The organism is Maribacter sp. Asnod1-A12 (assembly GCF_045063735.1).
Lineage (GTDB): Bacteria > Bacteroidota > Bacteroidia > Flavobacteriales > Flavobacteriaceae > Maribacter.
In genome coordinates this window covers 3443899-3468377 of record NZ_JBEFNZ010000006.1, presented here as the reverse complement: position 1 = coordinate 3468377, position 24479 = coordinate 3443899, and the positions used below count along the sequence as shown (strand labels likewise).

Annotated in this window: 26 protein-coding genes; 15 read left to right on the top strand and 11 right to left on the bottom strand. The window is 33.1% G+C overall.

Annotated features, from left to right (window positions below):
* The first annotated feature begins 24 nt into the window (after window positions 1-24).
* The 4 genes from ACJJVP_RS14980 (at window position 25) to ACJJVP_RS14965 (ending at window position 4112) form a co-directional block, all read left to right on the top strand.
* On the top strand, window positions 25-1536 hold the full coding sequence (locus tag ACJJVP_RS14980; protein ID WP_405414785.1) for an FG-GAP repeat domain-containing protein: 1512 nt from the start codon (window positions 25-27) through the stop codon (window positions 1534-1536).
* Window positions 1537-1604: 68 nt separating this feature from the next.
* Window positions 1605-1964, top strand: a complete 360-nt coding sequence (locus ACJJVP_RS14975; RefSeq protein WP_405414783.1) for a 3D domain-containing protein — start codon at window positions 1605-1607, stop codon at window positions 1962-1964.
* Entirely contained in the window at window positions 1961-2626 is a 666-nt protein-coding gene (locus ACJJVP_RS14970) for an N-acetylmuramoyl-L-alanine amidase (RefSeq protein ID WP_405414781.1), read from the top strand. The genes ACJJVP_RS14975 and ACJJVP_RS14970 overlap by 4 nt, the downstream gene beginning before the upstream one ends.
* Before the next feature lie 22 nt (window positions 2627-2648).
* Window positions 2649-4112 (top strand): M14 metallopeptidase family protein, encoded by a 1464-nt coding sequence (locus ACJJVP_RS14965; RefSeq protein WP_405414779.1) that lies wholly within the window; start codon window positions 2649-2651, stop codon window positions 4110-4112.
* Window positions 4113-4183: 71 nt separating this feature from the next.
* Here ACJJVP_RS14965 and ACJJVP_RS14960 read toward each other — a convergent pair whose 3' ends face one another.
* Window positions 4184-5014 carry an OmpA family protein gene (locus ACJJVP_RS14960; protein WP_405414776.1) on the bottom strand — a complete coding sequence of 277 codons (831 nt, stop codon included), beginning with the start codon at window positions 5012-5014 and terminating at the stop codon, window positions 4184-4186.
* A gap of 205 nt (window positions 5015-5219) precedes the next feature.
* The gene (locus tag ACJJVP_RS14955) at window positions 5220-6311 is read right to left on the bottom strand and encodes a vWA domain-containing protein (protein ID WP_405414773.1); all 1092 of its coding nucleotides are present in this window, start codon (window positions 6309-6311) and stop codon (window positions 5220-5222) included.
* Window positions 6312-6521: 210 nt separating this feature from the next.
* Here ACJJVP_RS14955 and ACJJVP_RS14950 point away from each other — a divergent pair, with 210 nt between their 5' ends.
* The 3 genes from ACJJVP_RS14950 to ACJJVP_RS14940 are packed head-to-tail and all read left to right on the top strand — an operon-like array spanning window position 6522 to window position 9242.
* On the top strand, window positions 6522-7529 hold the full coding sequence (locus tag ACJJVP_RS14950; protein ID WP_405414771.1) for an XdhC family protein: 1008 nt from the start codon (window positions 6522-6524) through the stop codon (window positions 7527-7529).
* Entirely contained in the window at window positions 7526-8152 is a 627-nt protein-coding gene (locus tag ACJJVP_RS14945; protein ID WP_405414769.1) for an NTP transferase domain-containing protein, read from the top strand. The genes ACJJVP_RS14950 and ACJJVP_RS14945 overlap by 4 nt, the downstream gene beginning before the upstream one ends.
* A 1-nt stretch (window position 8153) precedes the next feature.
* The gene (locus ACJJVP_RS14940; protein WP_405414767.1) at window positions 8154-9242 is read left to right on the top strand and encodes an amidohydrolase family protein; all 1089 of its coding nucleotides are present in this window, start codon (window positions 8154-8156) and stop codon (window positions 9240-9242) included.
* A gap of 3 nt (window positions 9243-9245) precedes the next feature.
* On the opposite strand, the gene ACJJVP_RS14935 is transcribed toward ACJJVP_RS14940, so the two are convergent.
* The gene (locus tag ACJJVP_RS14935) at window positions 9246-9392 is read right to left on the bottom strand and encodes a hypothetical protein (protein WP_405414765.1); all 147 of its coding nucleotides are present in this window, start codon (window positions 9390-9392) and stop codon (window positions 9246-9248) included.
* Window positions 9393-9536: 144 nt separating this feature from the next.
* Here ACJJVP_RS14935 and ACJJVP_RS14930 point away from each other — a divergent pair, with 144 nt between their 5' ends.
* Together ACJJVP_RS14930 and ACJJVP_RS14925 are read left to right on the top strand one after the other, a co-directional pair.
* Window positions 9537-10025, top strand: coding sequence for an RNA polymerase sigma factor (locus ACJJVP_RS14930; RefSeq protein WP_405414763.1), 489 nt, complete (start codon window positions 9537-9539; stop codon window positions 10023-10025).
* Window positions 10026-10027: 2 nt separating this feature from the next.
* Window positions 10028-10627 (top strand): hypothetical protein, encoded by a 600-nt coding sequence (locus tag ACJJVP_RS14925; RefSeq protein ID WP_405414760.1) that lies wholly within the window; start codon window positions 10028-10030, stop codon window positions 10625-10627.
* Between the two features lie 3 nt (window positions 10628-10630).
* On the opposite strand, the gene ACJJVP_RS14920 is transcribed toward ACJJVP_RS14925, so the two are convergent.
* The gene (locus tag ACJJVP_RS14920) at window positions 10631-11248 is read right to left on the bottom strand and encodes a GntR family transcriptional regulator (RefSeq protein ID WP_245233023.1); all 618 of its coding nucleotides are present in this window, start codon (window positions 11246-11248) and stop codon (window positions 10631-10633) included.
* A 170-nt stretch (window positions 11249-11418) separates the two neighbouring features.
* Between ACJJVP_RS14920 and ACJJVP_RS14915 the strand changes: the two genes are divergently transcribed.
* The 3 genes from ACJJVP_RS14915 (at window position 11419) to ACJJVP_RS14905 (ending at window position 15093) form a co-directional block, all read left to right on the top strand.
* Window positions 11419-12204: a hypothetical protein gene (locus ACJJVP_RS14915; protein WP_405414758.1), complete on the top strand. Its 786-nt coding sequence runs from the start codon at window positions 11419-11421 to the stop codon at window positions 12202-12204.
* Between the two features lie 1458 nt (window positions 12205-13662).
* The gene (locus tag ACJJVP_RS14910) at window positions 13663-14121 is read left to right on the top strand and encodes a cold-shock protein (protein ID WP_405414755.1); all 459 of its coding nucleotides are present in this window, start codon (window positions 13663-13665) and stop codon (window positions 14119-14121) included.
* A gap of 18 nt (window positions 14122-14139) precedes the next feature.
* On the top strand, window positions 14140-15093 hold the full coding sequence (locus ACJJVP_RS14905) for an EamA family transporter (RefSeq protein WP_405416212.1): 954 nt from the start codon (window positions 14140-14142) through the stop codon (window positions 15091-15093).
* On the opposite strand, the gene ACJJVP_RS14900 is transcribed toward ACJJVP_RS14905, so the two are convergent.
* Window positions 15065-15649, bottom strand: a complete 585-nt coding sequence (locus ACJJVP_RS14900; protein ID WP_405414753.1) for a pseudouridine synthase — start codon at window positions 15647-15649, stop codon at window positions 15065-15067. The two genes, ACJJVP_RS14905 and ACJJVP_RS14900, sit on opposite strands and share 29 nt — an antisense overlap.
* Before the next feature lie 120 nt (window positions 15650-15769).
* Between ACJJVP_RS14900 and ACJJVP_RS14895 the strand changes: the two genes are divergently transcribed.
* Window positions 15770-17323 (top strand): DEAD/DEAH box helicase, encoded by a 1554-nt coding sequence (locus ACJJVP_RS14895; RefSeq protein ID WP_405414752.1) that lies wholly within the window; start codon window positions 15770-15772, stop codon window positions 17321-17323.
* Between the two features lie 94 nt (window positions 17324-17417).
* On the opposite strand, the gene ACJJVP_RS14890 is transcribed toward ACJJVP_RS14895, so the two are convergent.
* From ACJJVP_RS14890 to ACJJVP_RS14870, 5 genes are all read right to left on the bottom strand, one after another.
* Window positions 17418-17804 (bottom strand): hypothetical protein, encoded by a 387-nt coding sequence (locus ACJJVP_RS14890; RefSeq protein WP_405414750.1) that lies wholly within the window; start codon window positions 17802-17804, stop codon window positions 17418-17420.
* A gap of 67 nt (window positions 17805-17871) precedes the next feature.
* The gene (locus ACJJVP_RS14885) at window positions 17872-18405 is read right to left on the bottom strand and encodes a carboxymuconolactone decarboxylase family protein (protein ID WP_405414748.1); all 534 of its coding nucleotides are present in this window, start codon (window positions 18403-18405) and stop codon (window positions 17872-17874) included.
* A 113-nt stretch (window positions 18406-18518) separates the two neighbouring features.
* A complete protein-coding gene (locus ACJJVP_RS14880) occupies window positions 18519-18695 on the bottom strand; it encodes a hypothetical protein (RefSeq protein WP_405414746.1) in 177 nt (58 codons plus the stop codon).
* A gap of 90 nt (window positions 18696-18785) precedes the next feature.
* Window positions 18786-19628 (bottom strand): helix-turn-helix domain-containing protein, encoded by an 843-nt coding sequence (locus ACJJVP_RS14875; protein ID WP_405414743.1) that lies wholly within the window; start codon window positions 19626-19628, stop codon window positions 18786-18788.
* An 81-nt stretch (window positions 19629-19709) separates the two neighbouring features.
* Entirely contained in the window at window positions 19710-21962 is a 2253-nt protein-coding gene (locus ACJJVP_RS14870) for a TonB-dependent receptor (RefSeq protein WP_405414741.1), read from the bottom strand.
* A 207-nt stretch (window positions 21963-22169) separates the two neighbouring features.
* On the opposite strand from ACJJVP_RS14870, the gene ACJJVP_RS14865 reads away from it, so the two are divergent.
* On the top strand, window positions 22170-23270 hold the full coding sequence (locus ACJJVP_RS14865) for an alkene reductase (protein WP_405414738.1): 1101 nt from the start codon (window positions 22170-22172) through the stop codon (window positions 23268-23270).
* A 64-nt stretch (window positions 23271-23334) separates the two neighbouring features.
* Here ACJJVP_RS14865 and ACJJVP_RS14860 read toward each other — a convergent pair whose 3' ends face one another.
* Window positions 23335-23619: a hypothetical protein gene (locus tag ACJJVP_RS14860; protein ID WP_405414736.1), complete on the bottom strand. Its 285-nt coding sequence runs from the start codon at window positions 23617-23619 to the stop codon at window positions 23335-23337.
* Window positions 23620-23804: 185 nt separating this feature from the next.
* On the opposite strand from ACJJVP_RS14860, the gene ACJJVP_RS14855 reads away from it, so the two are divergent.
* Window positions 23805-24434, top strand: a complete 630-nt coding sequence (locus ACJJVP_RS14855) for an SDR family oxidoreductase (RefSeq protein ID WP_405414734.1) — start codon at window positions 23805-23807, stop codon at window positions 24432-24434.
* The last annotated feature ends 45 nt before the right edge of the window (window positions 24435-24479 follow it).

The following is a 24479-nucleotide window of genomic DNA, read 5'->3' as shown; positions in this document are numbered from 1 at the left end:
ATTCAATAATACTATCTAATTTTAATGGATTTTAAATCATTTCTTTACTCTATTTTATTCTGTTTGTTTTTATCATGTAATACAGATAAGCCTTCTAAAGAAGTTGTTCTTTACAATAGCTATTGCGCTAGTTGCCATGTAGCTCCAGATATTCAATCATTACCTAAAAATATTTGGCAAGATTATGTTTTACCAGAAATGGGAGCTAGAATGGGTATTATTACTCCAGAAAAACACCCCTACTATAAATTACCTTTTCGTGAACAAATGGCGGTTATCAAAACTGGTGTTTATCCATTAAAACCTTTAATATCTTTAGAAGATTGGAATTTATTGCAAAAATATATTATTGAACTTGCACCAGATAGTTTAAATAATGACAATGCCATTGCAGAAAGTACACCGTTATCTCAATTTAAAACCATGCCCATTAGTCTTGATAGTTTAGGAGGTAGCTTAATTACCTACATAAAAATAGAAGACGATTCAAAAAATATAATTACGGGTACTCGTAACGGACAGTTAAACGAGTTTAACCTTAATACAAAGACTTCTAAGTTATTAGGAGATTTTAATTCTGCCATAATTGATGCTAGAATACTTAAGGATAGTATTTATGTCACAAATATGGGTAAGATGGACCCTAATGAAATCCCTAGAGGGCAATCTGTATTAAGGCATGGTAACGCTACCGCTGTTCTGCAAGATTCATTACACAGACCTGTACATACCATCTATTCTGATTTGAACAATGACGGAAATGAAGAAATTGTTATTAGCGAATTTGGAGATTTAAAAGGGAAACTGACTTTACTGGAAAAAGATAATTATGGTTTTTATAAAGAAAGTACACTATTAGATTTACCAGGTGCATTAAGGGTTATACCTAAAGATATGAATAAAGATGGCAAAGATGATTTAGTGGTCATGGTGTCGCAAGGTGATGAGGCTGTTTATATTTTATATCAAGAGGATAACTTAGAATTTACAGCAGAGAAGGTAATACGCTTTAGTCCGGTTTATGGGTCTAGCTGGTTTGAATTAGTAGATTACGATGGTGACGGATTTGATGATATCATTACCGTAAACGGCGATAACGCTGATAAGTCATTTGTAAACAAACCTTACCACGGTATGCGTATTCATTTAAACGACGGTAAAAATAATTTTACAGAAACCTATTTTCATCCTTTAAATGGCGCAACACGAGTAATAGCAAATGATTTTGATCAAGATGGCGATTTAGATTTGGCTCTTTTAGCTACTTTTCCTGACTATCAGCAACATCCTGAATATAATTTTGTGTATTTAGAGAATATAAACAGTTCGCAATATGAATTTAAGCAGCAACATTTTAACGACGTAAAAATGGGGAGGTTGTTCTTAATGGATGCTGCGGATATTGATAGTGATGGGGATCAAGATATCGTTTTAAGCTCACTTACTTTTTCTTTTACACCCGTACCAGAATATTTAGAAGAAGCCTGGAAAGAAAGCAAGACCGATCTTTTAATTTTAGAAAATAAACTACATTAGTAGGTATGATAAAAAGATTATCCATCGTGTTTATTCTTGTTACAACTTTCAGTTGTAAAGATAAACCCATGGATGATAAATATAATTGGGTACCGTTACAAGTGACAGCTACAGCTTATAATTCGCTTCCATATCAAACATCTTATGAGCACCCTGCAATTGCCGCTTGGGGAGATTCTATTAAACCCGGTCAAAAATGGATTGCAGTATCTAGAGATTTACTAAAAAAGGGATTAGTATATAATACTATGGTTAAAATCGACACCTTTAAAGGGGTTTATATTGTAAAAGATAAAATGCATTCTCGTTGGCGTAACAGAATAGATATTTATATGGGCGAAAATGTTAAAGAGGCTAAGGAGTGGGGAAGACGGAAAATTACCATTTCGTACGCCGTAGAAAAAGATAGTTTAGAAATTATTGAATGAAGAAAAGTAGTATAATTTATTTTATTTCGGGTTTGATATTAGTATCATGTACTTCTACAAAAACAATTGTGGAATACCCTATAACCTTTAATGAAGAACGCAAAATATTGACCTTAGCGTATCTTCAAAACAGATACGGATTAGAGCAAGATACTCCAAAAATCGAACCTAAAATGATTGTTTTACATTGGACGGTCATTCCCACTTTCGAAAAATCATTTGAAGCCTTTGACCCGGTAACCTTACCTAATTGGAGACCAGATATTAAAAATGTAAGCGGCTTAAATGTATCTTCTCAATTTATGGTAGATAGAGATGGTACTATATATCAGTTGCTACCAGAAACTACCATGGCGCGCCATGTCATTGGTTTAAATCATTGCGCCATAGGAGTGGAGAATGTTGGTGGTACTGAAGAGCTACCTTTGACAAAAGCACAGTTGAATTCTAATATTTGGTTGGTAAAGTATTTGAAAGATAAGTATGATATCGATTATTTAATCGGACATTATGAATACACCCTTTTTGAAAATCACTCACTTTGGTTAGAAATAGATGAAGGTTATAGAACTGTGAAAACCGATCCGGGAACTGAGTTCATGGGCAAGGTCAGGAATGCGGTCAAGAAATTGAATTTTAAAGAGTTACCAAAAACAAAATAACATTAAAATAGAAGAACTATAAATGAAAAAATTATTACTCTCCATACTAAGCTTATGCACGTTTTCTGCAATTGGTCAATCAGATAATATTACCACTCAGTTGTATGACACTTATGAGAATTACAAAGAAAGTACCATCGGTAAAAGACGAATTAAAAGAAACGACATACAACCCCTTATAGATAAGTTTTCTGGCAATAATAAATTTGAAGTAAATACAGTAGGTAAATCTATTGGTGGTAAAGATTTAAGCTTGATCAGTATAGGATCTGGCGATACCAATGTTTTTCTTTGGTCTCAAATGCATGGGAATGAACCAACGGCAACACAAGCTATTTTTGATATTCTTAATTTCTTTGATAGTGCAGATTTCAAAAATGAGAAGGAAGCTATTCTTGCTAACTTAACCGTACATTTTTTACCAATGCTCAACCCTGATGGAGCAGAGCTTTATCAAAGAAGAAACCTTTTGGGTATTGATATAAATAGAGATGCACTACGTTTACAGTCTCCTGAATCTCAAACCTTGAAAAGAGTTAGAGATAGTCTTGATGTCGATTTCGGATTCAATCTTCATGATCAAAGCACTTATTATAATGCGGAACGCACGGAAAAACCAGCTACAATCTCTTATCTAGCTCCTGCTTATAATTATGAAAAAGATATTAATGAAACTCGTGGTAATGCCATGAAGATTATTGTTTTTATGAACGATATTCTTCAAAAATATGCTCCCGGGCAAGTAGGTAGATATAATGATGATTTTGAGCCAAGAGCTTTTGGGGATAATATTCAAAAATGGGGGACAAGTACCATTCTTATTGAATCTGGCGGATTTCCAGAGGATGTTGAAAAGCAAGAAATTAGAAAACTGAATTACACCTCTATTTTATCTGCCATTTATACTATCGCTCAAAAGTCTTATGAAGCTATCGATATTGATGAATACGAGAAAATTCCGGAGAACGATAGAAAGCTGTTCGATTTAAAAATTGTTGGAGCTAATTACGAACTTATGGGTAATACCTATAAAATAGATATAGGTATGAACCAGATTGAAGTTGATTACCCTGACCATAACTCTTTCTGGTATAGTAGTAGAATTTTAGATCAAGGTGATTTATCAACGTATTATGGTTACGAAACGTTAGATGCTAGTGGTTATACAATCAAACAAGCAAAAGTGTACCCAAAGACTTTAAATAACTTTAACGATGTACAAGGATTAAATTTTACCGATGTATTAAAACAAGGTTACGGTTACTTACGTTTATCATCGTTCCCTGCTAAAAATATTAACTCACCTTACCCTGTTCATTTAATTGGAGAAAAATATACAGTTCCAGAATTGAATTTAATGCCGGGAATCAACCCGACTTTCTTTTTAGAAAAAGAAGGTGTTATTGAATATGCAGTGATTAACGGATTTTTGGTCGATTTAAAAACCCCCGAAATAACAGTGCCAAACGGAATGATCTTTAGGTAACAAATTTAAATGTACATCATAAAAAAAGGGAAGCGATCGCTTCCCTTTTTAATTTTATATAATTGTACCTCTTACATTGTATCTTCTGCATCTAAAAGCGCAAAAAACTTATCTAGATTAGGTAAGATGATAATCTTTGTTCTTCTATTCATCGCCATGTTTTCTTTAGTATCGTTTTCTACTAAAGGTAAGTAGCTACTTCTACCAGAAGCGATAAGTTGAGAAGGTTCAACATCATATTCTTTCTGTAGTTTACGAACAATTGAAGTTGCACGTTTTACACTTAAATCCCAGTTATCACTAACCATTGGAGTATTAATTGTTCTAGAATCAGTATGACCTTCAACCATAACTTCCATACTTGGCTCAGACTTAATTACATCAGCCAATTTTTTAAGAATATTATCAGCTTTATTGCTTACTCTATAACTAGCAGTATTAAATAATAGCTCATCAGAGATATTAATCATAACTACAGTTTTGTCAATACTCACATCAATATCTTCGCCTTCTTCCGAAATTGATTGTTTTAACTTATAAGAAACAGCCAAATTCATTGAATCTTGTAGTGTTTGTGCACCAGCTAATTTTGCAGGATCTACATTTTTCAATGTATTTCTCATCTTAGCTTTTGTATTGTTACTCATAACGGCAACATCATCAACACTAGTGAACTGGCTATCGTTCATCTCTTTTAATGAGTTGATTTTTGAATTGTACTCTTCTACACGAGCTTCAATTTTTGTCATTTGAGCTTGTAGCTCTTCTTTCTCAACTTGAGTCTTTTGTAAACTACTTTGTGTTTGAGATAGGTTATCTTCTAAAGCAACATATTTCTTTTTAGAAACACAAGACGATAAAAGTGCTACCGATACTATAGTAACTAAGGATAATTTTTTCATTTTGTTCTTTTTAATTAATATTAGTCTAATCGGTTTTATATACGTCCTAAATCGATAAACGGATGTTTGATTTTATTGAACAACAAGCTTCGCCCTGCATTTATATGACACAACAAAATGATTATCAATATGTTGTTGATTTCAATTTAAAGCAAAAAAAAGAAGCACTATCTGTGCTTCTTTCTATATTTTAAAAGTAAGTTAACTATTCGCAACCTCCTGTAAATCCGTTTGCACTAAAACTTGTTTGTACTGCTCCTTGTCTAGAACCGGTATTAATTTCAATTGCCAAATTATTTTCACCACTACCATCTCTTTTTGGACTACAGTATTCAAATAAGTAAAAGCTATTGGCTCTTTCAGATACTTTTTCAGATATCTCTCTAAAAGTAATTTCTAATTCATCTTTATTCGTTGCAAATACACTAGCTGTTTTACCAATAGCAGTTAATACTTCGGTATCTATTTCTGCTCCCAAACCAATACTGAAAAAAGAAATATTAGAATCTGCTTCATTTACTTTCTTTAACGCTGCATCTTCTGTATAACGAGAAGCTTGATCTGTACCATCGGTAAAAATTACAACAGAAGCTGCTCCTATCTTATCATCTGCAGTAGACACTTGAACCAAATCAGACGCTATATCTGTTGATTTTATTACCGCGCCATATAAATCTGTAGAAGGGTCATTACTGATGTCATCAGTAATTCCATCAATGGCATCTGTTAGTTCAACCCTTGATGATGTTAATTCATTTAATAAATGTAGCTCATCTTCTCCGTCAAACCAATATATAGCCATTTTCACCGATTCAGATGATGTAGTAGGCATTACTGCTTCAATAAAACTTGTCGATGCTATTTTTAATTCATCTAAGCTACTGCTCAATACACTATTACTTAAATCTAAAACTAGCAATGTGTTATTTGAGAAAATTTGTGAGTTTGGCGATATACGTGCCGATGATTCTGATGTAGATATGGTATTAAAACAATCGTCATTTCTGCCTTGCTCATAAATTGTAAATTGATCTGCCGTTAAGCCAGGCACAGGGTTTCCGCCAGTATCGGATACTCTAAAAAATACAGAAACTTTTCCTGGTAACGTAGTGTATTGATCTTGTATAGATAGAACAAGTTCACCTTCTTCTAGTCCTAAACAATCATCTACCACGGTACCTTCTCCTAGTCCGTCTCCTGTATTTAAGTTCAAACTAACATCATCATCTGCATTACCACAAGAAACAAATAGTGTTATCATAAACAATACACTAAAGGACTTCAAGAAATTTTTCATATTAATTAATTATAGGTTCAACTAGCAGAACGGTCAAAGTTTATTTAAATTATGGGGAATGAAAAAATAAATGTTAAAGATTGTTAAAGCCGAAGAAATTAGGTATTTAAAATTATGTAAACACCTTTATTTCTTTGGCTTTAAGACGAATAGGCTTTAGGAATATATGCATTAATTTTAGTACTTTAGAAGGTGTAAAATCTATGGTTAATGACTCACGAATTCAAGAAAATAATTAAGGAGTACAGCATTGCTAAATTGGCAAATTTGAAGTGTGTGCTTGCAACGGTCGTTGATTTAGATGGCTCTTCTTATCGGAAACCTGGGGTTCGTATGCTTATTCGTGAAGATGATGTAATGATAGGTGCCGTTAGTGGTGGTTGTGTAGAGAAAGAAGTTTTGTTTCAAGCACAATCAGTATTTGAGAATGGAATTACAAAACTAATGACCTATGATGGTAGATTCAGATTAGGTTGTGAAGGTTTACTTTATATCTTATTGGAATCCTTTTCACCAGAAGAGGCTCTTATTACCGATTTTAAATTCGTTATAGAAAATAGGAAATCGTTCAAGCTTAACACATCTTATATAAAAGAATATGGCGATTTAGAAGGATACGGTACATTTATAAGTCTAAATTCTGTTACCTATACATTTAATTCTAGTACTAAGGAACAACAAAATAGTCTACACTTTTTGCAGACATTAGAACCTTGCCAACGACTTTTATTGATAGGAGGTGAGCATGATTCGGTTCAACTAGCTCATTTTGGATTGGGTATGGGATGGGAAGTGAACGTTGCCGTAACACCAAAAGAGAATAAAACTATTGCTGATTTTCATAGTATTGATAGATTATTAGACTTTGAACCAGAAGAATTTCCTGTTGAAACCATAGATAAGAATACCGCTGTTCTTTTAATGACGCATAGTTATGTAAAAGACTTGAAATATTTAATGAGATTAAAAAATAGTAAACCTACGTATTTAGGAATTTTAGGACCAATTAAAAGAAGGGAGAAATTGCTATCTGAATTATTGGAACATGATATGGATATTGATTTAGGCTTTATTGAAAACATTCATGGTCCTGCAGGATTAAATATTGGAGCTGAAACACCGCAAGAAATAGCAATATCTATTCTTGCAGAAATATTGACCGTAATTAGAAAAACACAACCCGTAATGTTGAAAGACAAATTGAAATCTGTTCATTGAAGAAAGATGTACATATAGCAGTTCTTATTATGGCAGCTGGTGCTTCTAGAAGAATGGACGGCATCAAGCAGTTAATGCCATGGAAAGATTCTAATTTCTTAATGGAAACCATAAAAACTGTTCAACAGACCAATGCAACATCAATTCATGTCGTACTAGGCTCAAACGCTGAATTTATTAGTGCTGAGTGTAGTTTGAAGGAAAAAAATATAGAAATAATCGTAAATTCTAATTGGGAAAATGGGTTAGGCGAAAGTATTGCCCATGGGGTTAAAGTGTTAATTAAGCAAACACCTAGCTTGGAGGGTGTTTTAATTTGCCTTGCAGACCAGCCATTATTGAGTTCTGCATACTTAGATTCATTAATTGAAGAGTTTACAAAACATCCATCAAAAATCATTGCAACAAACTATCATAAAAAAGTGGGTGTACCCGCATTGTTTCCTAAATTGCTATTTGAAAAATTGAGTACATTAAAAGGAGATTTCGGTGCCAAGGAAATTTTAAACAATGAAGGCAATGCAATTATTTCTTTGGATGCAGCAGATCAAATGATTGATGTGGACACAAACCTAGAATACCAAAATCTATTAAAGCGAACCAATAACACACTTAACACCTAAGATGATCAAATTAAAATATACCGTTTTTGCTATACTAACGTTAGTACTAACTACTACTATAACAGCCCAAGAAATGGGTTTTGAAGAATATAACCCTACATCTACATTGGTGGTGCCTGGTGGCGAAATAACCAAAGCTAAATTTCCTTTTATAGACGTTCATAGCCATCAACGAGATATGTCGGTCGAGGCTCTGAACGAATTAATTTCTCATATGGATGCTATGAATGAAGCCATTATGGTGAACTTAAGTGGAAGGTCAGGAGAAAGTCTCAAGGAGAAAATTGATAATATCAATAAAAGTTACCCTAATAGGTTTGTAGTTTTTGCCAATGTAGATTTTGAAGGAGCTAAAGATATGGAATGGGGAAAACAGGCTGCAGACCAATTAGAACAAGATATTAAGAACGGAGCTAAGGGATTAAAGATTTTTAAAAGTTTAGGATTACGAAATAAAGATGCAGATGGTAATCGTTTGGCAATAGATGACCCCCGTTTAGACCCCATTTGGGCTAAATGTGCAGAAATGGGAGTACCGGTATTAATTCATGCTGCTGATCCAAAATCTTTTTGGGATGATATGGATGCTGATAACGAACGTTGGTTAGAATTAAAAACGCACCCTAGAAGAAAGCGTACAGCTAAAGACCCTGCGCCTTTCGAGCAAATTATTCAGGAGCAACATAATGTGTTCAAAAAACATCCGAATACCAAATTTATAAATGCTCACATGGGTTGGCATGCTAACAACCTTAAAAAATTAGGAGAGCTATTAGATGAAATGCCAAATATGAATGTGGGTATATCAGCAGTAATTGCAGAACTTGGTAGACAACCTCAGAATGCTAGGGCATTCTTTATTAAATATCAAGATAGGGTATTGTTCGGTAAGGATAGTTGGAAACCAGAAGAATTCCCTACGTACTTTAGAGTATTGGAAAGCAACGATGAGTATTTTCCTTATTACAAGAAATATCACGCATTTTGGTCCATGTACGGATTGAACCTACCTGATGATGTGCTGAAAAAACTATATTACCAAAATGCGTTAAACCTAATTCCAGGTTTAGACGTTTCGCTGTTTAAATAGTAGTTATACTTTTTTAAGTACAACCGCTTCTTCCTTAAAAGGAATATCTTTTACATCTTGAAAAATACCACAAGAAACTTCTTTTTTAACTAAGTTTTGTGTGGCTTTCCTTTTAGTCAATGCTTCAATTTCCGGATTTAAAAACTTCATATCAGAACATTTTTTAATAAAACGCACATACATATCTCATGTTGTATGAGTTAGCATGTTTTTACTTTAATTTAAAAAAGAATTTACTTTAAAGTGTGACAAACTATACAAAAGACATACTAATGGGTAAATAGATTTTTATAAATGCAAAAAGAAGAAGTCTTTACTGAATTAATACAAGAGCATCAGGCATTGTTATATAAGGTGACTTCTATCTACACCGAAAACAAAGAAGATCAAGAAGACCTATTTCAAGAAGTGGTCTACCAGCTTTGGAAATATTTTGACTCTTTTCGTAACGATTCAAAAATAACAACTTGGATGTATCGCGTAGCTATGAATACTTCAATCACATTTATTAAGAAAAAAAAGAGAAGACCAGATTCCGTACCCATTGCAGATGTTTTTTTAAAGCAATCAGATAATAATGATGATGCGTATGACGAGCGATTAAAACTACTTTATCAGCATTTAAAGCATTTAAACACCTTAGAAAAGGGACTTATTTTTCTCCTATTAGAGGGTAAAAGCTATAATGAAATAGCAGACATTACAGGCTTGAGTGCTAGTAATGTTGGTACGAAGATATCTCGAATAAAGAAGAAATTAAAAACGAACATGACAAAACAATAATCATGGAACTAGAGGAACTAAAGTCCGCCTGGACACAATTAAGCGATGAACTAAATCATCAAAAAAAATTAACGAATAAAATCATATTAGACATGACCAAACAGAAATATCAAAACAAATTCACTACCATTACAAAGTATGAAACCTTAGGCGCTTTTGTCTGTTTTGCCATTGCATTTTTTGTTATTCTAAACTTTGGTAAATTAGATACGTGGTATTTGCAAGTTTGTGGCATACTTACTTTGTTATTTTTAATTGTATTACCTGTTATGGTGCTAACTACCATAAAAACAATAAAGAACATTGATATTTTAAACGGCTCATATAAAGACAATTTAAAGTTTTACTTAAAGACTAAGAATAGACTTTTAAAATTACAACAAGTTGGCATAGCTATTGGTTTTGTTGGACTCTTCTTTATAGTACCGGTTACATCCAAAATTATTTCCAATAAAAATGTTTTTCTAACCAGTTTAAAAACAGAACAATATGTAATATTTGCTATTACTATGATTGCTATGGTGTTTTTCTGCAAATGGGCATATAATGGCTACCTTAAAGTAACCCGTTCTGCACAAGAACTATTACAAGATTTAGAGTAGTTTTTACTCGGTAAGTTTCTTTTGAACGTAATTTAAAATCAACATCCAATTCATCTTTAGTAGGAGGGAAGCCGTGGGTACGTTATCGTCTGCAATTGCTGAAATAATGGATTCATGTTGATTGTCAGATTTATTATAGAAAGAGTCATCATTTGTAAAGGCACGTTCATAAAAAAAAATACGTGTCTTTAGATCATGTAGTATTTTTAAAGCCAAGTCATTTTTGTAATTTTTGGTCAATAATCTATGAAACTCCAAATCTGCCTGTATTCTAGAAATAGCATCTTTGGCATTTTCAAATACCTCTTGCTGTTCCTTAAGTTCAATAATATGTTCTTCGGTAAACTCTGAGTTTTCAATGGCCATGACCTCTAAATTTGCAACCAACTCATACAAATCTTCAGCCTCTTCTACATCTAATTCTGCTATTATAAATCCTCTATTGGGTACAGCTTTTATAATATGGGATTGTTGTAATTGGGTTAAAGCCTCTCTAATAGGAGTAACACTAACTTTTAAATGCCGTGCTAACGCTGCTAAATTAATGGTCTTTCCTGTTTTAAGATTACCTGTTGTCATTTCAGATAATAGATAATCCCGTACTTGATCTCTTAAGTTCATTTTTACCAGCATACATCAAATATAATATATCGTATACGATTTAAATCGTTTTACGCATAACTTTTATAATCAAGTTCTATTTCATCGAAAATACAGCGTTAATGTGCCTTCTATCGATACTATAATCCATTATTGAACGTTCCAAGAATTCAACCTACAAATAAGAAAAAATGAAATATTTAAAGTGGATATTCAAAAAGCCTATTATATTAATTACTGTTGTAGTTTTTGGTTATAGCTGTAGTGATGATAATACTGTTAATGAAGAAGTTAGTCTGACCCAATCAGATTTGAAAGCAGTATTAGAAATTGATGAAATTACCAATGGTGTTGACTTAGCACTTTTTAATTTAAATACCAATGCTGAATCTACTGGTAAATCCTACAGTTTTGATTGTTATTCTGCCGTATATTCAGAAACCGGTTATGTTGCTACATTTAATAATTGTGTACTTAACGGTACTGAGAATGTAAATGGGGAGCTTACCGTAACTTATAATTTAGAGGATCAATCTGGTTCTTTTACTGTAAGTTATGATGATTTTTACATAGGAGACGTAAAAATAAACGGTTCAAGGTCGTTCGCATTTACCTCTAATATAGATAGTAGTGCAATAACCTTTGCGGTTACAAGTGATATGATTGCAGAGATGGAAGATGGTTCTATTATTTCTGATAATGGTGTAAGGGCCACTACTCTAATTTTTGGAGAAGTAACTACTACGTCTAGTATTACGGGGAATTGGACAGTACAATATAAAGGGAACACCTATAATGTTACTGTAAATAATGCACTAACCAGCGCTATTATCTGCTCTTATGTATCTGGAGGAGATATGGATTTAACAAAAAACGGATTAACAGTTAATGTTGATTTTGGAGATTCTACATGTGATGATATAGCTATGTTAACTTACCCTAATGGAGTAGTAGAAGAGATTACATTAGAAGATTAAAACAATAATTTTAAAAGAAAAAAAAGGATAAGGCCTACAGGTTTTATCCTTTTTCTTTTTTAGACTTAATCTCCGTCTAATTTATCCGTGTCTATTTAAAATACATTTTGAAATAGAAGCCCATATTTAGATTCATATAAATTAGTGGGTATGATTTCTACTCGCAACCCATTGAATGCGTTTTCTATTTTTAAAACTTGAGAAAAATGTATTTCTTCTAGATTCTGTCGGTGTGTTTCTGATAAAAGTTCTCATGATGTTCGTTTTTTAGTCGGTGATTAGCCGAATTGATTAATGATTAAATTTTGAATGAGGTATTCTTAGTGTGTATGATGCCTAGACGCTACCCATTGTATTCGTTTACTGTTTTTAAAATTGGTAAAAAATGTATTTCTTCTAGATTCTGTTGGTGTGTTTCTGATGAAAGTTCTCATGATGTTCGCTTTTTAATTGGTGATTAGCCGTGTGATTGATGAATGATTGATGTTTTACTAATGAGTGTGATTTCTTGATGCTACCCATTGTACTCTCTTACTGTTTTTAAAACTTGAAAAGAAAGTGTTTCTTCTTGTTTCTGTTGGTGTGTTTCTAATGAAAGTTCTCATGTTATTTGTTTTTAGTTTCGGTGATTAGCCGTGTGATTGATGAATGATTGATGTTTTACTAATGGGTGTGATTTCTTGATGCTACCCATTGTACTCTTTTGCTGTTTTTAAAACTTGAAAAGAAAGTGTTTCTTCTTGTTTCTGTTGGTGTGTTTTTGATGAAAGTTCTCATGATGTTCGTTTTTAGTTTCGGTGATTAGCCGAGTGATTGATGAATGATTAATTAAGGTATTATTAATGAGTGTGATTTCTTGATGCTACCCATTGTACTCTTTTACTGTTTTTAAAACTTGAAAAGAAAGTGTTTCTTCTTGTTTCTGTCGGTGTGTTTCTGATAAAAGTTCTCATGATATTTGATTTTTAATTGATGATTAATATTTTTCTTATACTTACAAGACGACGGATGTTTTATTTTGTTACAGTACTATGCATAAAAAGGTACTATTTTTAACAAATTAATTTTATATTTTTAGTTCAAAATACTAATAATCAGCATTTTATGCTTTTGATCAAAAAATTAATTTTAACAATTCTTTTTTAATTTTCATTTATGCTATAAATAATGGAGTAGGAGAATGGGCAAAAAACATTAAAATTTTGCTTTATAAAGTGATGATATATTCATTTTAAAAGGAAGTAGCTTAAAACTTTGATAGTTTGAGTCCCTCTAATGCTAAATAATTGAAATACAAATCATATCTTTGTAGAACTTTAAAGGGATGCACATAATTCTTGCAATGACCTTACAACAAACGGAATAATAGTTTACTCAAAAACTTACCGTTCGTTATACACGTCAACACGTATTTCAATTCCTTTAGTGCAAAATCTATTATTATCATTAAAATTACGAATGGCAAAATCGCAACAAACATTTAATAAAACTGAAAAAGAAAAAAAGCGCTTAAAGAAGCGTGAAGAAAAGAAGAAAAAAATGCTTGCTCGTAAAGCAGCTGCAAAAGAAAATGGTACTTCTGGTATTCCATTAGCTTATGTAGATTTCAACGGTAACTTAGTTGACACACCACCGGACCCTTCAATGAAGGTAGAAGTAGAGGCTGAAGATATTGTTTTAGGTATTCCTAAGAAAGAAGAAGGTGATGTTGAAGAATTTGATCCAGTAAGAAATGGAAAGGTTTCTTTCTTTGATACTACTAAAGGCTTTGGTTTTATCATAGACGCAGAGAACAATGAAAAATACTTTGTTCATGTTAGTGGTCTTATTGATGAAATTATGGAAAACGACAAAGTTTCTTACGAGTTAGAAAAAGGCATGAAGGGCATGAACGCCGTTCGTGTTAAGAAGATTTAGTTTTAAATATTTTTAATGGTGAAAATGCAACGCAACACCGTTCTGGTAGTATTGTCATTTTTTGCCATTTATTTCATTTGGGGATCCACCTATTTATGGAATAAAATTGCAGTAACGGAATTACCTGCCTTTATGTTGGCAGGTATTCGTTTTGTTACAGCCGGTAGTCTAATTTTTATAATATCTAAGATATTAGGCTTCTCCCTTAAAATTACCAAACAGCAATTTAAGAATACTATTCTTGCAGGTTTTCTATTCCTAACATTTGGGAACGGAGTAGTTGTATGGGCGCTGAAATTTGTAGATAGCGGCTTTGCTGCATTAGAAGTTTCTGCACAGCCATTAGTTGTTTTACTAATGATGCGGATTTTACAAGGCAAGAAAATACAACCTATGTCCATTATTGGAGTGATCTTGGGTATTACCGGTATTTCTCTCCTAGTTGGTCAAGATGATATTATTGCCCAAGACGGTGCTGTTTTAGGTATGGTACTCATATTTATATGTATGCTTAGTTGGTCTTATGGTAGTTTATTTGTTGGTAAGGCAGATTTACCTAAAAATTTCTTTGTGAATACGGGTTATCAAATGCTCACTAGCGGTATATCCTTATTACTCATAAGTACTTTATTTGGTGAAGAATGGATATCTCCTGCTCACTGGAGCACGCCTGTTATAACTTCCATGTTGCTACTAATTATTTTTGGTAGTATTGTCACCTTTACCGCCTTCAATTATTTGCTACGAATAGTTTCGCCAGAGAAAGTGGCCACATCCTCATATGTAAACCCAATTGTAGCTATGCTTTTAGGTTGGTATTTTCTAAGTGAGGATATTACTTTACAATCTGCAATTGCATCGGCTGTGCTTTTAACGGGAGTCTACTTTATAAACAGCAAAAAGAGTCTTACTATTTTTTCCCGTTTTTCAGGAAAGAGAATTCCTAAGAAAGCGGTGGAAAATCTGAAATAGGCACGACTTGATTAGGTTGCATTTTTTCTAATGCTATATCACCAATTCTTACCCGTATTAAACGTACTGTTGGAAACCCTACGGCTGCCGACATTTTACGTACTTGACGAAACTTACCTTCTGTAATTACAATACGTATCCATGAGGTGGGTCTGTGTCTACCAATTCGTAATTGTACATCAGCATCGGGCAGGGCAGGAGGTTCATTTAGTATTATTACATTACATGGTTTGGTCATATACCTTTTGCCGAATATGCCAATAGCTACTCCTTCAGATATTTCTTTTACAGCTTCTGAAGTTATCAGACCATCCAGCTGTGCTAGATATTCTTTTTCTATACCTGCTCTATTTATAGTATCGCTTAATTTTCCATCCGTTGTCATTAACAAAAGACCTTCAGATTTTTCATCCAATCTACCTACAGGCATTATTCCCTCTGGAAAATCATGAAGTTCTGTCAAAAATCGTTTTTTGCGACGTTGACGGTCTTCACCAGAAGTCATTTGACTTAGCATACCTACTGGTTTGTACACTTTATAATGTAAATGTTCCAATAATTTATACGCTTACGGTTAATATAGTTTACACATGGTCGCAAAAGGTACCCTTTTTAACCCATGTATTAGTAATGTTTTGCAGAGAATGTTACCTTTGTAAACTCCAGAGAAGATTTTATGCAAGAGACAGTTTTTGAATTACAAGATAGAAAGACCGATAAGGAACTTTACAGCTATCAACAAGGAGCTATTCAACAAATTTTTGACAAGTTCGATTCAGAACGGGAAGATTATCACCTTCTATACCAATTGCCTACCGGTGGTGGTAAAACAGTGATTTTTTCGGAAATGGTACGTCAATACCTCAAAAACCACAATAAGAAGGTTTTGGTAATGACGCATCGTATTGAACTTTGTAACCAAACTTCTGCCATGCTTACTAGTTTTGGCGTTGTTAATAAAGTAGTAAACAGCAAGGCTAATCTTGATGACCATGAACGTTACAGTTGTTATGTAGCCATGGTAGAAACCCTAAACAATAGGTTGAACGATGACCAACTAGATATTTCTGATGTTGGTTTGGTTATTATAGATGAAGCTCACTATAATTCTTTCACAAAACTTTTTAAGTTCTTCGAAAATTCTTTTGTTCTTGGTGTTACGGCAACTCCGTTAAGTTCTAATAAGGACTTACCAATGAACAAAAACTATGATGAGCTTATACCAGGTGAAACCATAGAAAATCTTATTGCCAATGATTTCTTGGCAAGGGCAGAAGTATTTCAGTACGACATGGGACTTACGTCTCTTGAAATTGGATCTAATGGTGATTATACCGTAAAATCTTCGGCTGATCTATATACAAGCCCTGCAATGTTAAGTAAGCTATTAGAAGCTTATACCAAACATTCTAAAGGTAAAAAGACATTGATTTTCAACAATGGTATTGAAACCTCTATACAGGTATACCATACTTTTCAAGCTGCTGGTTTAAATATTATGCATCTTGATAATACCGCTACCAAAAAACAGCGTAAGCAAATATTAAAATGGTTTAAAGAAACACCTGATGCTATACTAACATCCGTAAGTATATTGACCACAGGTTTTGATGAGCCTACTATTGATACTATTATTTTAAATAGGGCAACAAAATCTCTTACTCTTTACTATCAAATGATTGGTAGGGGTTCTAGGGTTTTGAATAACAAATCTAAATTTACGGTTATAGATTTAGGTAACAACCTTTATCGTTTTGGACCATGGGGTGCAGATTTAGATTGGGGAGCTATTTTTAAGTCTCCTAATTTCTACATGGACCGCATTAAGGATGATGAGGATATTGAAAGTGATTTTAAACTTGAGCTTTCCGAAGAAGTAAAAGCAGAATTCAAGAACTCAGAAGACACTTATTTTGATATTAAAGAAACTTATGAAACGGCTACGTTTGCTGGTGAATCTTCTAAAGTTGTTTTAGAACGTTCTATCGCTCACCATGCCTATATGTGTATCGAAAATAGCGAAGATGTTTATGATGCATTGGCTTTAGCCAAATTACTAAAAGAAGATATTGATAATCGTATTCATGTATATGGAAAATGCATAAGTAAGAGTACTTATAATTTCTTAAGCTGGCTGAAAGCTGATTACCAAAAGAAATTGAATGCTTACTTACGTGAAAATTTTGATAGGGTATTTGAAGATATTCACGGGCATCCGCCAGAAGATTAATCAAAGAAAATAGTTTTCTATTTCCATAGATATTATAAAACGAAAAGGGCTGTTCTTTAAGAACAGCCCTTTTCGTTTTATAGCTAATTACTTCTTATTCAACAATAAGACTGTATTGCGGAGTTGGGTTTAAAGGACAGAAATATACATATTCTCCTTTTTCCAATTTCGTTTCCTTAGAATGACCAACAGTATTATTTTTAACCGCAGCAGTTACATATGCCGTCTGAATATGATTTTCTGGTTTAGAAGCATCCATTCCTTTTTTAACCAATACCAAACCAACATCTTTACCCACGTTGTTGTTCGCAACATCAAAAACATAAGTTCCTTCGCTAACTGTAATTGATTTTTGTGTAAACTCACCAGTTGTTTGCTCTAAAGCAATTTTCTTAACTGGTTGCTTCATCATTTTGTCTTGAGCGTTTGCGTTGAAAGAAAATGCTAATACGATTACTAAAATTGATAATACTTTTTTCATGTGTTTAAAATTTAATGAGCTTTTGCTCTAATGGATAGATTAATAATTATTGTTTGTAAAATTGTATTTATAAAGCAACTGCTTCAGGAAAATCAACTGGCACCTGAGTAGTGCTATGTATGTAGTTTGATATTGTCTTGTCACCTACTATTGAAATGGTGTCAATTAAATTTGCTTTTGTATAACCAGCAGCAAAATAATTTTCTAAAACTTTTTCATCTGTACGTCCTCTATTCTCTGTAACGTTTTTTGCTAATTGAGCCAAAGCATCCAATTTGGAGTCAAAAGATGCTTTACCTGCTCTTAGTTCAAGAATTTGGTCATCAGTAAATCCGTTCATTTTACCTATTGCCGTATGTGCAGACAAACAATAGACACAGTTATTTACTTCACTAACCGCTAAATTGACAACTTCTTTCTCTTTAGCTGATAATGATGTTTTTGCGTTGGCAAAATTCAAGTAGTTTTCTAATGCCGTATCACTATTTGCATATGTTGCATATAAGTTAGGAACAAAGCCCAAAGCTTTTTCTAAATTATCGAAAATCGCTTTATTGTTTTCGCTTACATCTTCTCTTGTTGGTATATTAAATGTGCTCATATTTTTATGTTTAATTATTATTGATTTGTTCTTTAAATTATCTGGTACAAAGGTAGCTTCACTATGGAACTCTTATTATGTAGAGACTTCCTTTCTACATGTCAATTTTTCCTTTATAAAAAAGAACCGAATGCTTTGGTTAGTCTTGAAGTACTATCAGAATCACAATAGTAATCTGACAGATGATTATGTTGACAATGCTTATCTACATTGATAGTGTTAGGTATAACCGTCTTCTTAGACGTAAATATTTCAATTAAATTGAAGATTGATTTGTGTTTTAAGTTCATGTCTTTGATGTTTTAATTCTACACTACAAAGATCTAGGTATTAAGAATCTTAAAACGGGCAATTTTACCCGAGGTATTGTCAATTTTTCCCTAAAATGATTTTTTAAGTTGTTTCTTGAAATCAGACGGAGATTGCTGAGTTTGCTTTTTAAATAAGCGACTTAAATATGAGGCATCTTCAAAACCAATTTCATAAGAAATTTCTTTTGTGGTCTTATCTGTATAAATAAGTAATCTCTTTGCTTCAAGAATAATACGCTCATGAATAATTTGTAGGGGAGTGGTATTAAATTTTGAGAATGTGTTTGAAAGTGTTTTAGGAGATTTAAATAATTTATCGGCATAAAAAGCAACCGAATGTTCCGATTTGTAATATTCTTCAACCAGCAAATTGAAGTTTCTAAGCAAATCTACTTTTACATCATTGGTAGCTTCGCTAAATCCTTCTTTTGCTTTAAGCAGTCGCGTACTCATAATCATAAAACGAGCCATAAGCATACGAAGCATTTCTGCTTGTATAGTATCTTCGGTTTCTAACTCATCAACAAATACCTCGTGCAGCGTATCAAACTTTCGTTGTTCTTTTTCACCTAAATCTATAACAGGAATATGTGCATTACTAAAAAACAGTAAGCCAGCGCAACTTACTTCTTGATCGTGGTCCTTTATACAGTAAAACTCTCTGTTAAATTGATAGACGATTAAATTGCTGCCTTTTGTATAATGTAAGAACTGAATTGGTATCAATGCCAGTAAACTATGTTCAGAAATGGTATATGGAACACCATCTACTTTTATAGAAGCTTTTTGAGTAGTGGTTCTTATAAAAATATAGATTCCGGCTTGCTTTGGTTTTCTGTAAGATTCTAGTAATAATTCACTACCAATCTTCAGTAATCCACCAGTACTAAAATCTTTAAAAACTTCTTGCATGCTGCATTGGTCTAAAAAAAGGTTGATTCATTACAGAAGTAACAAATCAACCTTTTAAAGTTCTTCAAACGAGAAACTTGTTTAAAACGTCACAGAAACCTTACCTCTTAGATAAAATGGCGTACCAGGAGTAAAATGAATTTCTTCTACCGATGCAGTTTCATCGAACAATCTACTTTCGGTAGCGAACTGAGTTTCGTTCCATTCGGTATCGAATAAATTTTCAACAATTACACCAACTGTCCAGTTTTTGATATGGTAGTTCAGGTTTAGGTCGGTTACAAAATATCCTTCTGCAACAATGCTATTATCTTCATTTGCAGCTCTATCACCCAAATATCTATAATTTAAGTTACCTGAAAAATTGCCAATATCACTAAAAGACAATCCGCCTACAGCAGTAAAATCTGGCGCTAAAGGAATATAATCTTCACCATCAGCTTCTTCTGTACTTCTAGCATAGGTATAATTAACATCACTATATAAATACAACCAATCTAGCATTTGATATCGCGCACCAACTTCTACACCAACTCTTCTAGTTTTTCCACTTGGTTCAACAATACCTGCATCACCAACATACACAAACTCTTGATCTAAAAATAATCCCCATAATGTTGCGTTCAACACCAATTTATCCATTGGCTTGATTATAGTTCCAAAATCAACACCATATGCTCTTGGAAGAATATCTCTACCTTCGTTTGCCGTAACTACACGAGCATCGTTTGAATGAAAACCTAAGCCAGTTTTCAAGAATAACTGCCAGTCTTTATTTACTGCATAAATGGTGTTCAATTTAGGACTCACTATAGCCTTGCTTTCGCTTTTATTATCATATAATTCACTTAGTTTATTTTCATAGTCAAAGTTGAAATAGTCGAAACGAACAGACGGATTAAATGTCCAGTTACCTGTTTTATACTCTCCGTCAACAAAACCGTACATATTGGTTTCATCTACATCACCAAAAGCATATTGTTCTAAAACTGTCTTCCTGTTTAAAGTATGTTCTAAGGTTACATCATCTACGTTATCGTTTCTAAATCCTATTCCCGCAGAATATTTAAACCTGTCATCTGCACCAACGGATATATCAATTTGTTCAAAGACAGTTTCAGCTCCCATTATGGTTCTATCTTCATACTGGCGTATTTGATCTCCATTTACTGGGTCTTCTAAAAAGAAGGTGAAATTTGAGAACAGTTCAAAATCATATTTACTAACAAAAGCCCTTGTTTTTAAAAATTGATCTTCACCTAAAAATTTAGTGTGATTCAACATTAAATTTGTTCTACTAGTTTGTCCGCCTTCAGTATCGTCTATAGCACCAAAACGACCTATTATACCTTGATCAATTGCGCGTTGTGGAATTTGTCCAGAAGCATCCCACTTACTTTGAAAATGCGATGCAGTTAAAGTTAATTCTTCTTTCCCTATATCCTTATAATTATATCTTCCTAGTATATTTACACGGTTAAAATTCTGTGGAGAATCAAATGGACCGTCAGTTAAATACACCTCAGATGCTACGTATGCGCTACTTTTACTGCTTTCTGAAATATTGAAAAGACCTACAAATCTATTTGTATTAAATTGTCCCGCTTCGTAAGAAACCATACTCTTATCAACGCTTTTCTTAAGACTCAAATCTACATATCCGGCTGTATTGAAATCGCCTTTGTCCGCATAATAAGGTCCTTTACCAAAGTTGATATTATCTATAGTTTCTGGTATTACAAAGTGTAAATCGGCATACCCTTGACCGTGTGCATGAGATACCATATTTACCGGCATACCATCTACACTTATGGCTACATCGGTACCGTGATCAATATCAAATCCTCTTAAAAAAATCTGCTCAGCTTTACCACCGCCGGCATGTTGACCAATTAACAAACCTGGTACTTTTCTAAGAATCTCTTGTGAGGATTTTACAGGGTCGTTCTGTACATCTACATTTACAATTCTACTCATGGCATCAACTTTAGAAACGACCACAACCTGATCTAAATTAATACTAGATTCATCAAGAACTATACTTACACCATTATCAACATCATTTTGTTCAACTACCAAAACATAAGTCTTAAAACCTAAATTTGAAAAATATACCGAGTCATTTACTTTAGTTGATGGAAGAGAAAATACACCTGATAAATTTGTGTGGCTATGTTGACCTGATGATTGATTGAAGATACCTACATTTTCTAAAGCTATACCATCTTTATCGGTAACTGTACCTTTTAAGTTTTGCGCAGTTATAAAACTCGATGCACTAAGTGAAATAATAAATAATAGAATTTTTAATATTCGATTACAGCAATAATTCATAATATAAGTTTTAGATAAGGTTTGTTTTCAAGAATACTTACGACAAAAATTATCAATGGTTTTAAAGAGTTAAAAAATAATTTGCAATATAAATAATCTCTAAAACCATACATATCTTTTACGTTTTATAACAATGTTTTAACGATTAGAGTCAATCAGTATAACTAGATAAACTGAATATTGTACAACTATAATTTATAATATTAAATGAGCACGCAATTTTTATTAACACCTTTCCATAAAAATTTAGGTTTGAAAAATAGAGTTGTCATGGCGCCAATGACAAGAAGTAGAGCTGCTAATGAAGGTAATATCCCTACAGAAGATTTACATGTTCCCTATTATACGCAACGAGCTTCCGCAGGATTAATTATTACTGAAGGATCGCAGGTTTCTAAAGATGCCGTTGGTTATGTAAATACAGCCGGTATTTATTCTCAAGAACAAGTAGAAGGCTGGAAAAAAGTAACGAAAGCAGTAAATGATAAGGGAGGTAAGATTTTCATACAACTTTGGCATGTTGGTAGAATGTCTCACCCAGATTTTCATAAAGGTGAATTGCCTTTAGCGCCATCTGCCATAAACCCGAATGCACAGTCATATACTCCAGAAGGATTTAAAGATACGGTTACACCAAAAGCCATGAGCATTGAAGATATCAAGCAAACGGTAGCAGATTTTAAAAATGCTGCTGTAAATGCTGTGGAAGCTGGATTTGACGGGGTAGAAATTCATTCTTCCAATGGTTATTTATTTCACCAGTTTTTTAACGGTAACTCAAATATTAGAACTGATGAATATGGAGGAAGCATCGAAAATAAAACTCGTTTTTTTATTGAGGTGCTTAATGCAATAAAAGAGGTAATTCCTCAAGAGAAAATTGGTGCACGGTTTAACCCTTCTTTAGACGGAATGTTCGGTATTACTATGGACGAGGAAACGATACCAACATTTGAATATATCATCAAAAAATTGAACGATTATAATTTGGCATATATCCATTTATCAGAACCTTTTACTGATGTTTCTAATGTACCATTTGCGATAGCAAATATTGCGAAGCATTTTAGACCTCTTTATAATGGAACCTTAATGATCAATGCCGGATTTGACCAAGAATCTGGGAATAAAGTTATTGAAGAAGGCAATGCAGATTTGGTTGCTTATGGTAAACTCTATATCTCCAATCCTGATTTGGCGGAACGGTTTAAACACAACTACCCATTAGCAGATTGGGATACTGATACCTTTTACACACCAGGAAAAGAAGGATATTTAGACTACCCAACTTATGAAAAGAATAATTAAGAAATAATGTATAAAAAAAGGGCAGCCAATGGCTGCCCTTTTTAATGTTGTGTAATAACACTAATTAAATATCATCGTTATTATGTTCTAAATTTTCATTTTCAGCACCACCTAAACTATATAACTGGTTCTCTTCATCTTTTATAGATTTTGAAACCTTATTTTGAGGAAGACTTCTACCAGGTATATCTAAATCTTTTCCAGCAAAATCAACTTTTCTATTTCTGTCATTTAATTGGCTATCATCACCATTATCCGTACGGTTGTTTTTCACCTTTTCTCCTAAAGCTTGTAAATCTTCTTGGGTAATATCAGAATTATAAGTCTCTGTTTTATTTTCAGTCTTCATATGTATATTTTTTTTTAAAAATTACCTTTTCTTATTTGTTCCTGTTAGCACAAAACAAATGGTTATGAGCTCAATTAAATAGGTTAGCTAAAAATGAGGAAACAAACGTTTAGCATTAAGATTTTCTTCTTACGAATTAATGATAGCTGTATATTTTAGCCAACTTGCAAAAGAAACAATCGAAAATGGAAAATGTGTTAGTAGCTGGTGCCAACGGTACCACAGGAAAAAAAATAGTAAATCTTTTAAAAAGTTCTCAATACTTTGAGCCTATAGCAATGGTTAGAAAAGAAGGGCAACGAGAGCAATTTAAAAAAAACAATATAAAGACTGTTTTAGGTGATTTGGAAAAAGACTTATCACATACTGTAGAAAATATTGACAAAGTAATATTTGCTGCTGGTTCTGGTGGTAAAAAAGTTGTAGAAGTTGATCAAGAAGGTGCCAAAAGTTTAATTGACGCATCTAAAAATGCAAACATTAAAAAATTTGTGATGTTAAGTTCTATGGGGGCAGACAATCCTGAAGAAGCCAGTGATCTAAAGGATTATTTAATAGCTAAGCACAATGCCGATGAATACCTTAAATCTAAAAATTTAATGCACGCAATAGTAAGACCGGGATCATTGACCAATGACGCTGGTACAGGTAAAATCGAACTTAAATCAAAATTGAATAAGCAAGGCTCCATTACTAGAGATGATGTTGCACAAACACTGGTAAGGTCTTTACATAACGATACTGCCATAAATAGTACTTTTGAAATTATACAAGGAGACACCCTTATTGGCAAAGCTATGGATGGCAACTCTTAAATATTAAAATATTGTTTGGTTGGTTAAAGTCTGTCATAACTTGGT

Bases quoted from the DNA above. Each gene is read 5' to 3' on its own strand.
- ACJJVP_RS14980 (WP_405414785.1), top strand. From the start codon at position 25: ATGGATTTTAAATCATTTCTTTACTCTATTTTATTCTGTTTGTTTTTA.
- ACJJVP_RS14975 (WP_405414783.1), top strand. From the start codon at position 1,605: ATGGATGATAAATATAATTGGGTACCGTTACAAGTGACAGCTACAGCT.
- ACJJVP_RS14970 (WP_405414781.1), top strand. From the start codon at position 1,961: ATGAAGAAAAGTAGTATAATTTATTTTATTTCGGGTTTGATATTAGTA.
- ACJJVP_RS14965 (WP_405414779.1), top strand. From the start codon at position 2,649: ATGAAAAAATTATTACTCTCCATACTAAGCTTATGCACGTTTTCTGCA.
- ACJJVP_RS14960 (WP_405414776.1), bottom strand. From the start codon at position 5,014: ATGAAAAAATTATCCTTAGTTACTATAGTATCGGTAGCACTTTTATCG.
- ACJJVP_RS14955 (WP_405414773.1), bottom strand. From the start codon at position 6,311: ATGAAAAATTTCTTGAAGTCCTTTAGTGTATTGTTTATGATAACACTA.
- ACJJVP_RS14950 (WP_405414771.1), top strand. From the start codon at position 6,522: ATGACTCACGAATTCAAGAAAATAATTAAGGAGTACAGCATTGCTAAA.
- ACJJVP_RS14940 (WP_405414767.1), top strand. From the start codon at position 8,154: ATGATCAAATTAAAATATACCGTTTTTGCTATACTAACGTTAGTACTA.
- ACJJVP_RS14935 (WP_405414765.1), bottom strand. From the start codon at position 9,392: ATGAAGTTTTTAAATCCGGAAATTGAAGCATTGACTAAAAGGAAAGCC.
- ACJJVP_RS14930 (WP_405414763.1), top strand. From the start codon at position 9,537: ATGCAAAAAGAAGAAGTCTTTACTGAATTAATACAAGAGCATCAGGCA.
- ACJJVP_RS14925 (WP_405414760.1), top strand. From the start codon at position 10,028: ATGGAACTAGAGGAACTAAAGTCCGCCTGGACACAATTAAGCGATGAA.
- ACJJVP_RS14920 (WP_245233023.1), bottom strand. From the start codon at position 11,248: ATGAACTTAAGAGATCAAGTACGGGATTATCTATTATCTGAAATGACA.
- ACJJVP_RS14915 (WP_405414758.1), top strand. From the start codon at position 11,419: ATGAAATATTTAAAGTGGATATTCAAAAAGCCTATTATATTAATTACT.
- ACJJVP_RS14910 (WP_405414755.1), top strand. From the start codon at position 13,663: ATGGCAAAATCGCAACAAACATTTAATAAAACTGAAAAAGAAAAAAAG.
- ACJJVP_RS14895 (WP_405414752.1), top strand. From the start codon at position 15,770: ATGCAAGAGACAGTTTTTGAATTACAAGATAGAAAGACCGATAAGGAA.
- ACJJVP_RS14890 (WP_405414750.1), bottom strand. From the start codon at position 17,804: ATGAAAAAAGTATTATCAATTTTAGTAATCGTATTAGCATTTTCTTTC.
- ACJJVP_RS14885 (WP_405414748.1), bottom strand. From the start codon at position 18,405: ATGAGCACATTTAATATACCAACAAGAGAAGATGTAAGCGAAAACAAT.
- ACJJVP_RS14880 (WP_405414746.1), bottom strand. From the start codon at position 18,695: ATGAACTTAAAACACAAATCAATCTTCAATTTAATTGAAATATTTACG.
- ACJJVP_RS14875 (WP_405414743.1), bottom strand. From the start codon at position 19,628: ATGCAAGAAGTTTTTAAAGATTTTAGTACTGGTGGATTACTGAAGATT.
- ACJJVP_RS14870 (WP_405414741.1), bottom strand. From the start codon at position 21,962: ATGAATTATTGCTGTAATCGAATATTAAAAATTCTATTATTTATTATT.
- ACJJVP_RS14865 (WP_405414738.1), top strand. From the start codon at position 22,170: ATGAGCACGCAATTTTTATTAACACCTTTCCATAAAAATTTAGGTTTG.
- ACJJVP_RS14860 (WP_405414736.1), bottom strand. From the start codon at position 23,619: ATGAAGACTGAAAATAAAACAGAGACTTATAATTCTGATATTACCCAA.
- ACJJVP_RS14855 (WP_405414734.1), top strand. From the start codon at position 23,805: ATGGAAAATGTGTTAGTAGCTGGTGCCAACGGTACCACAGGAAAAAAA.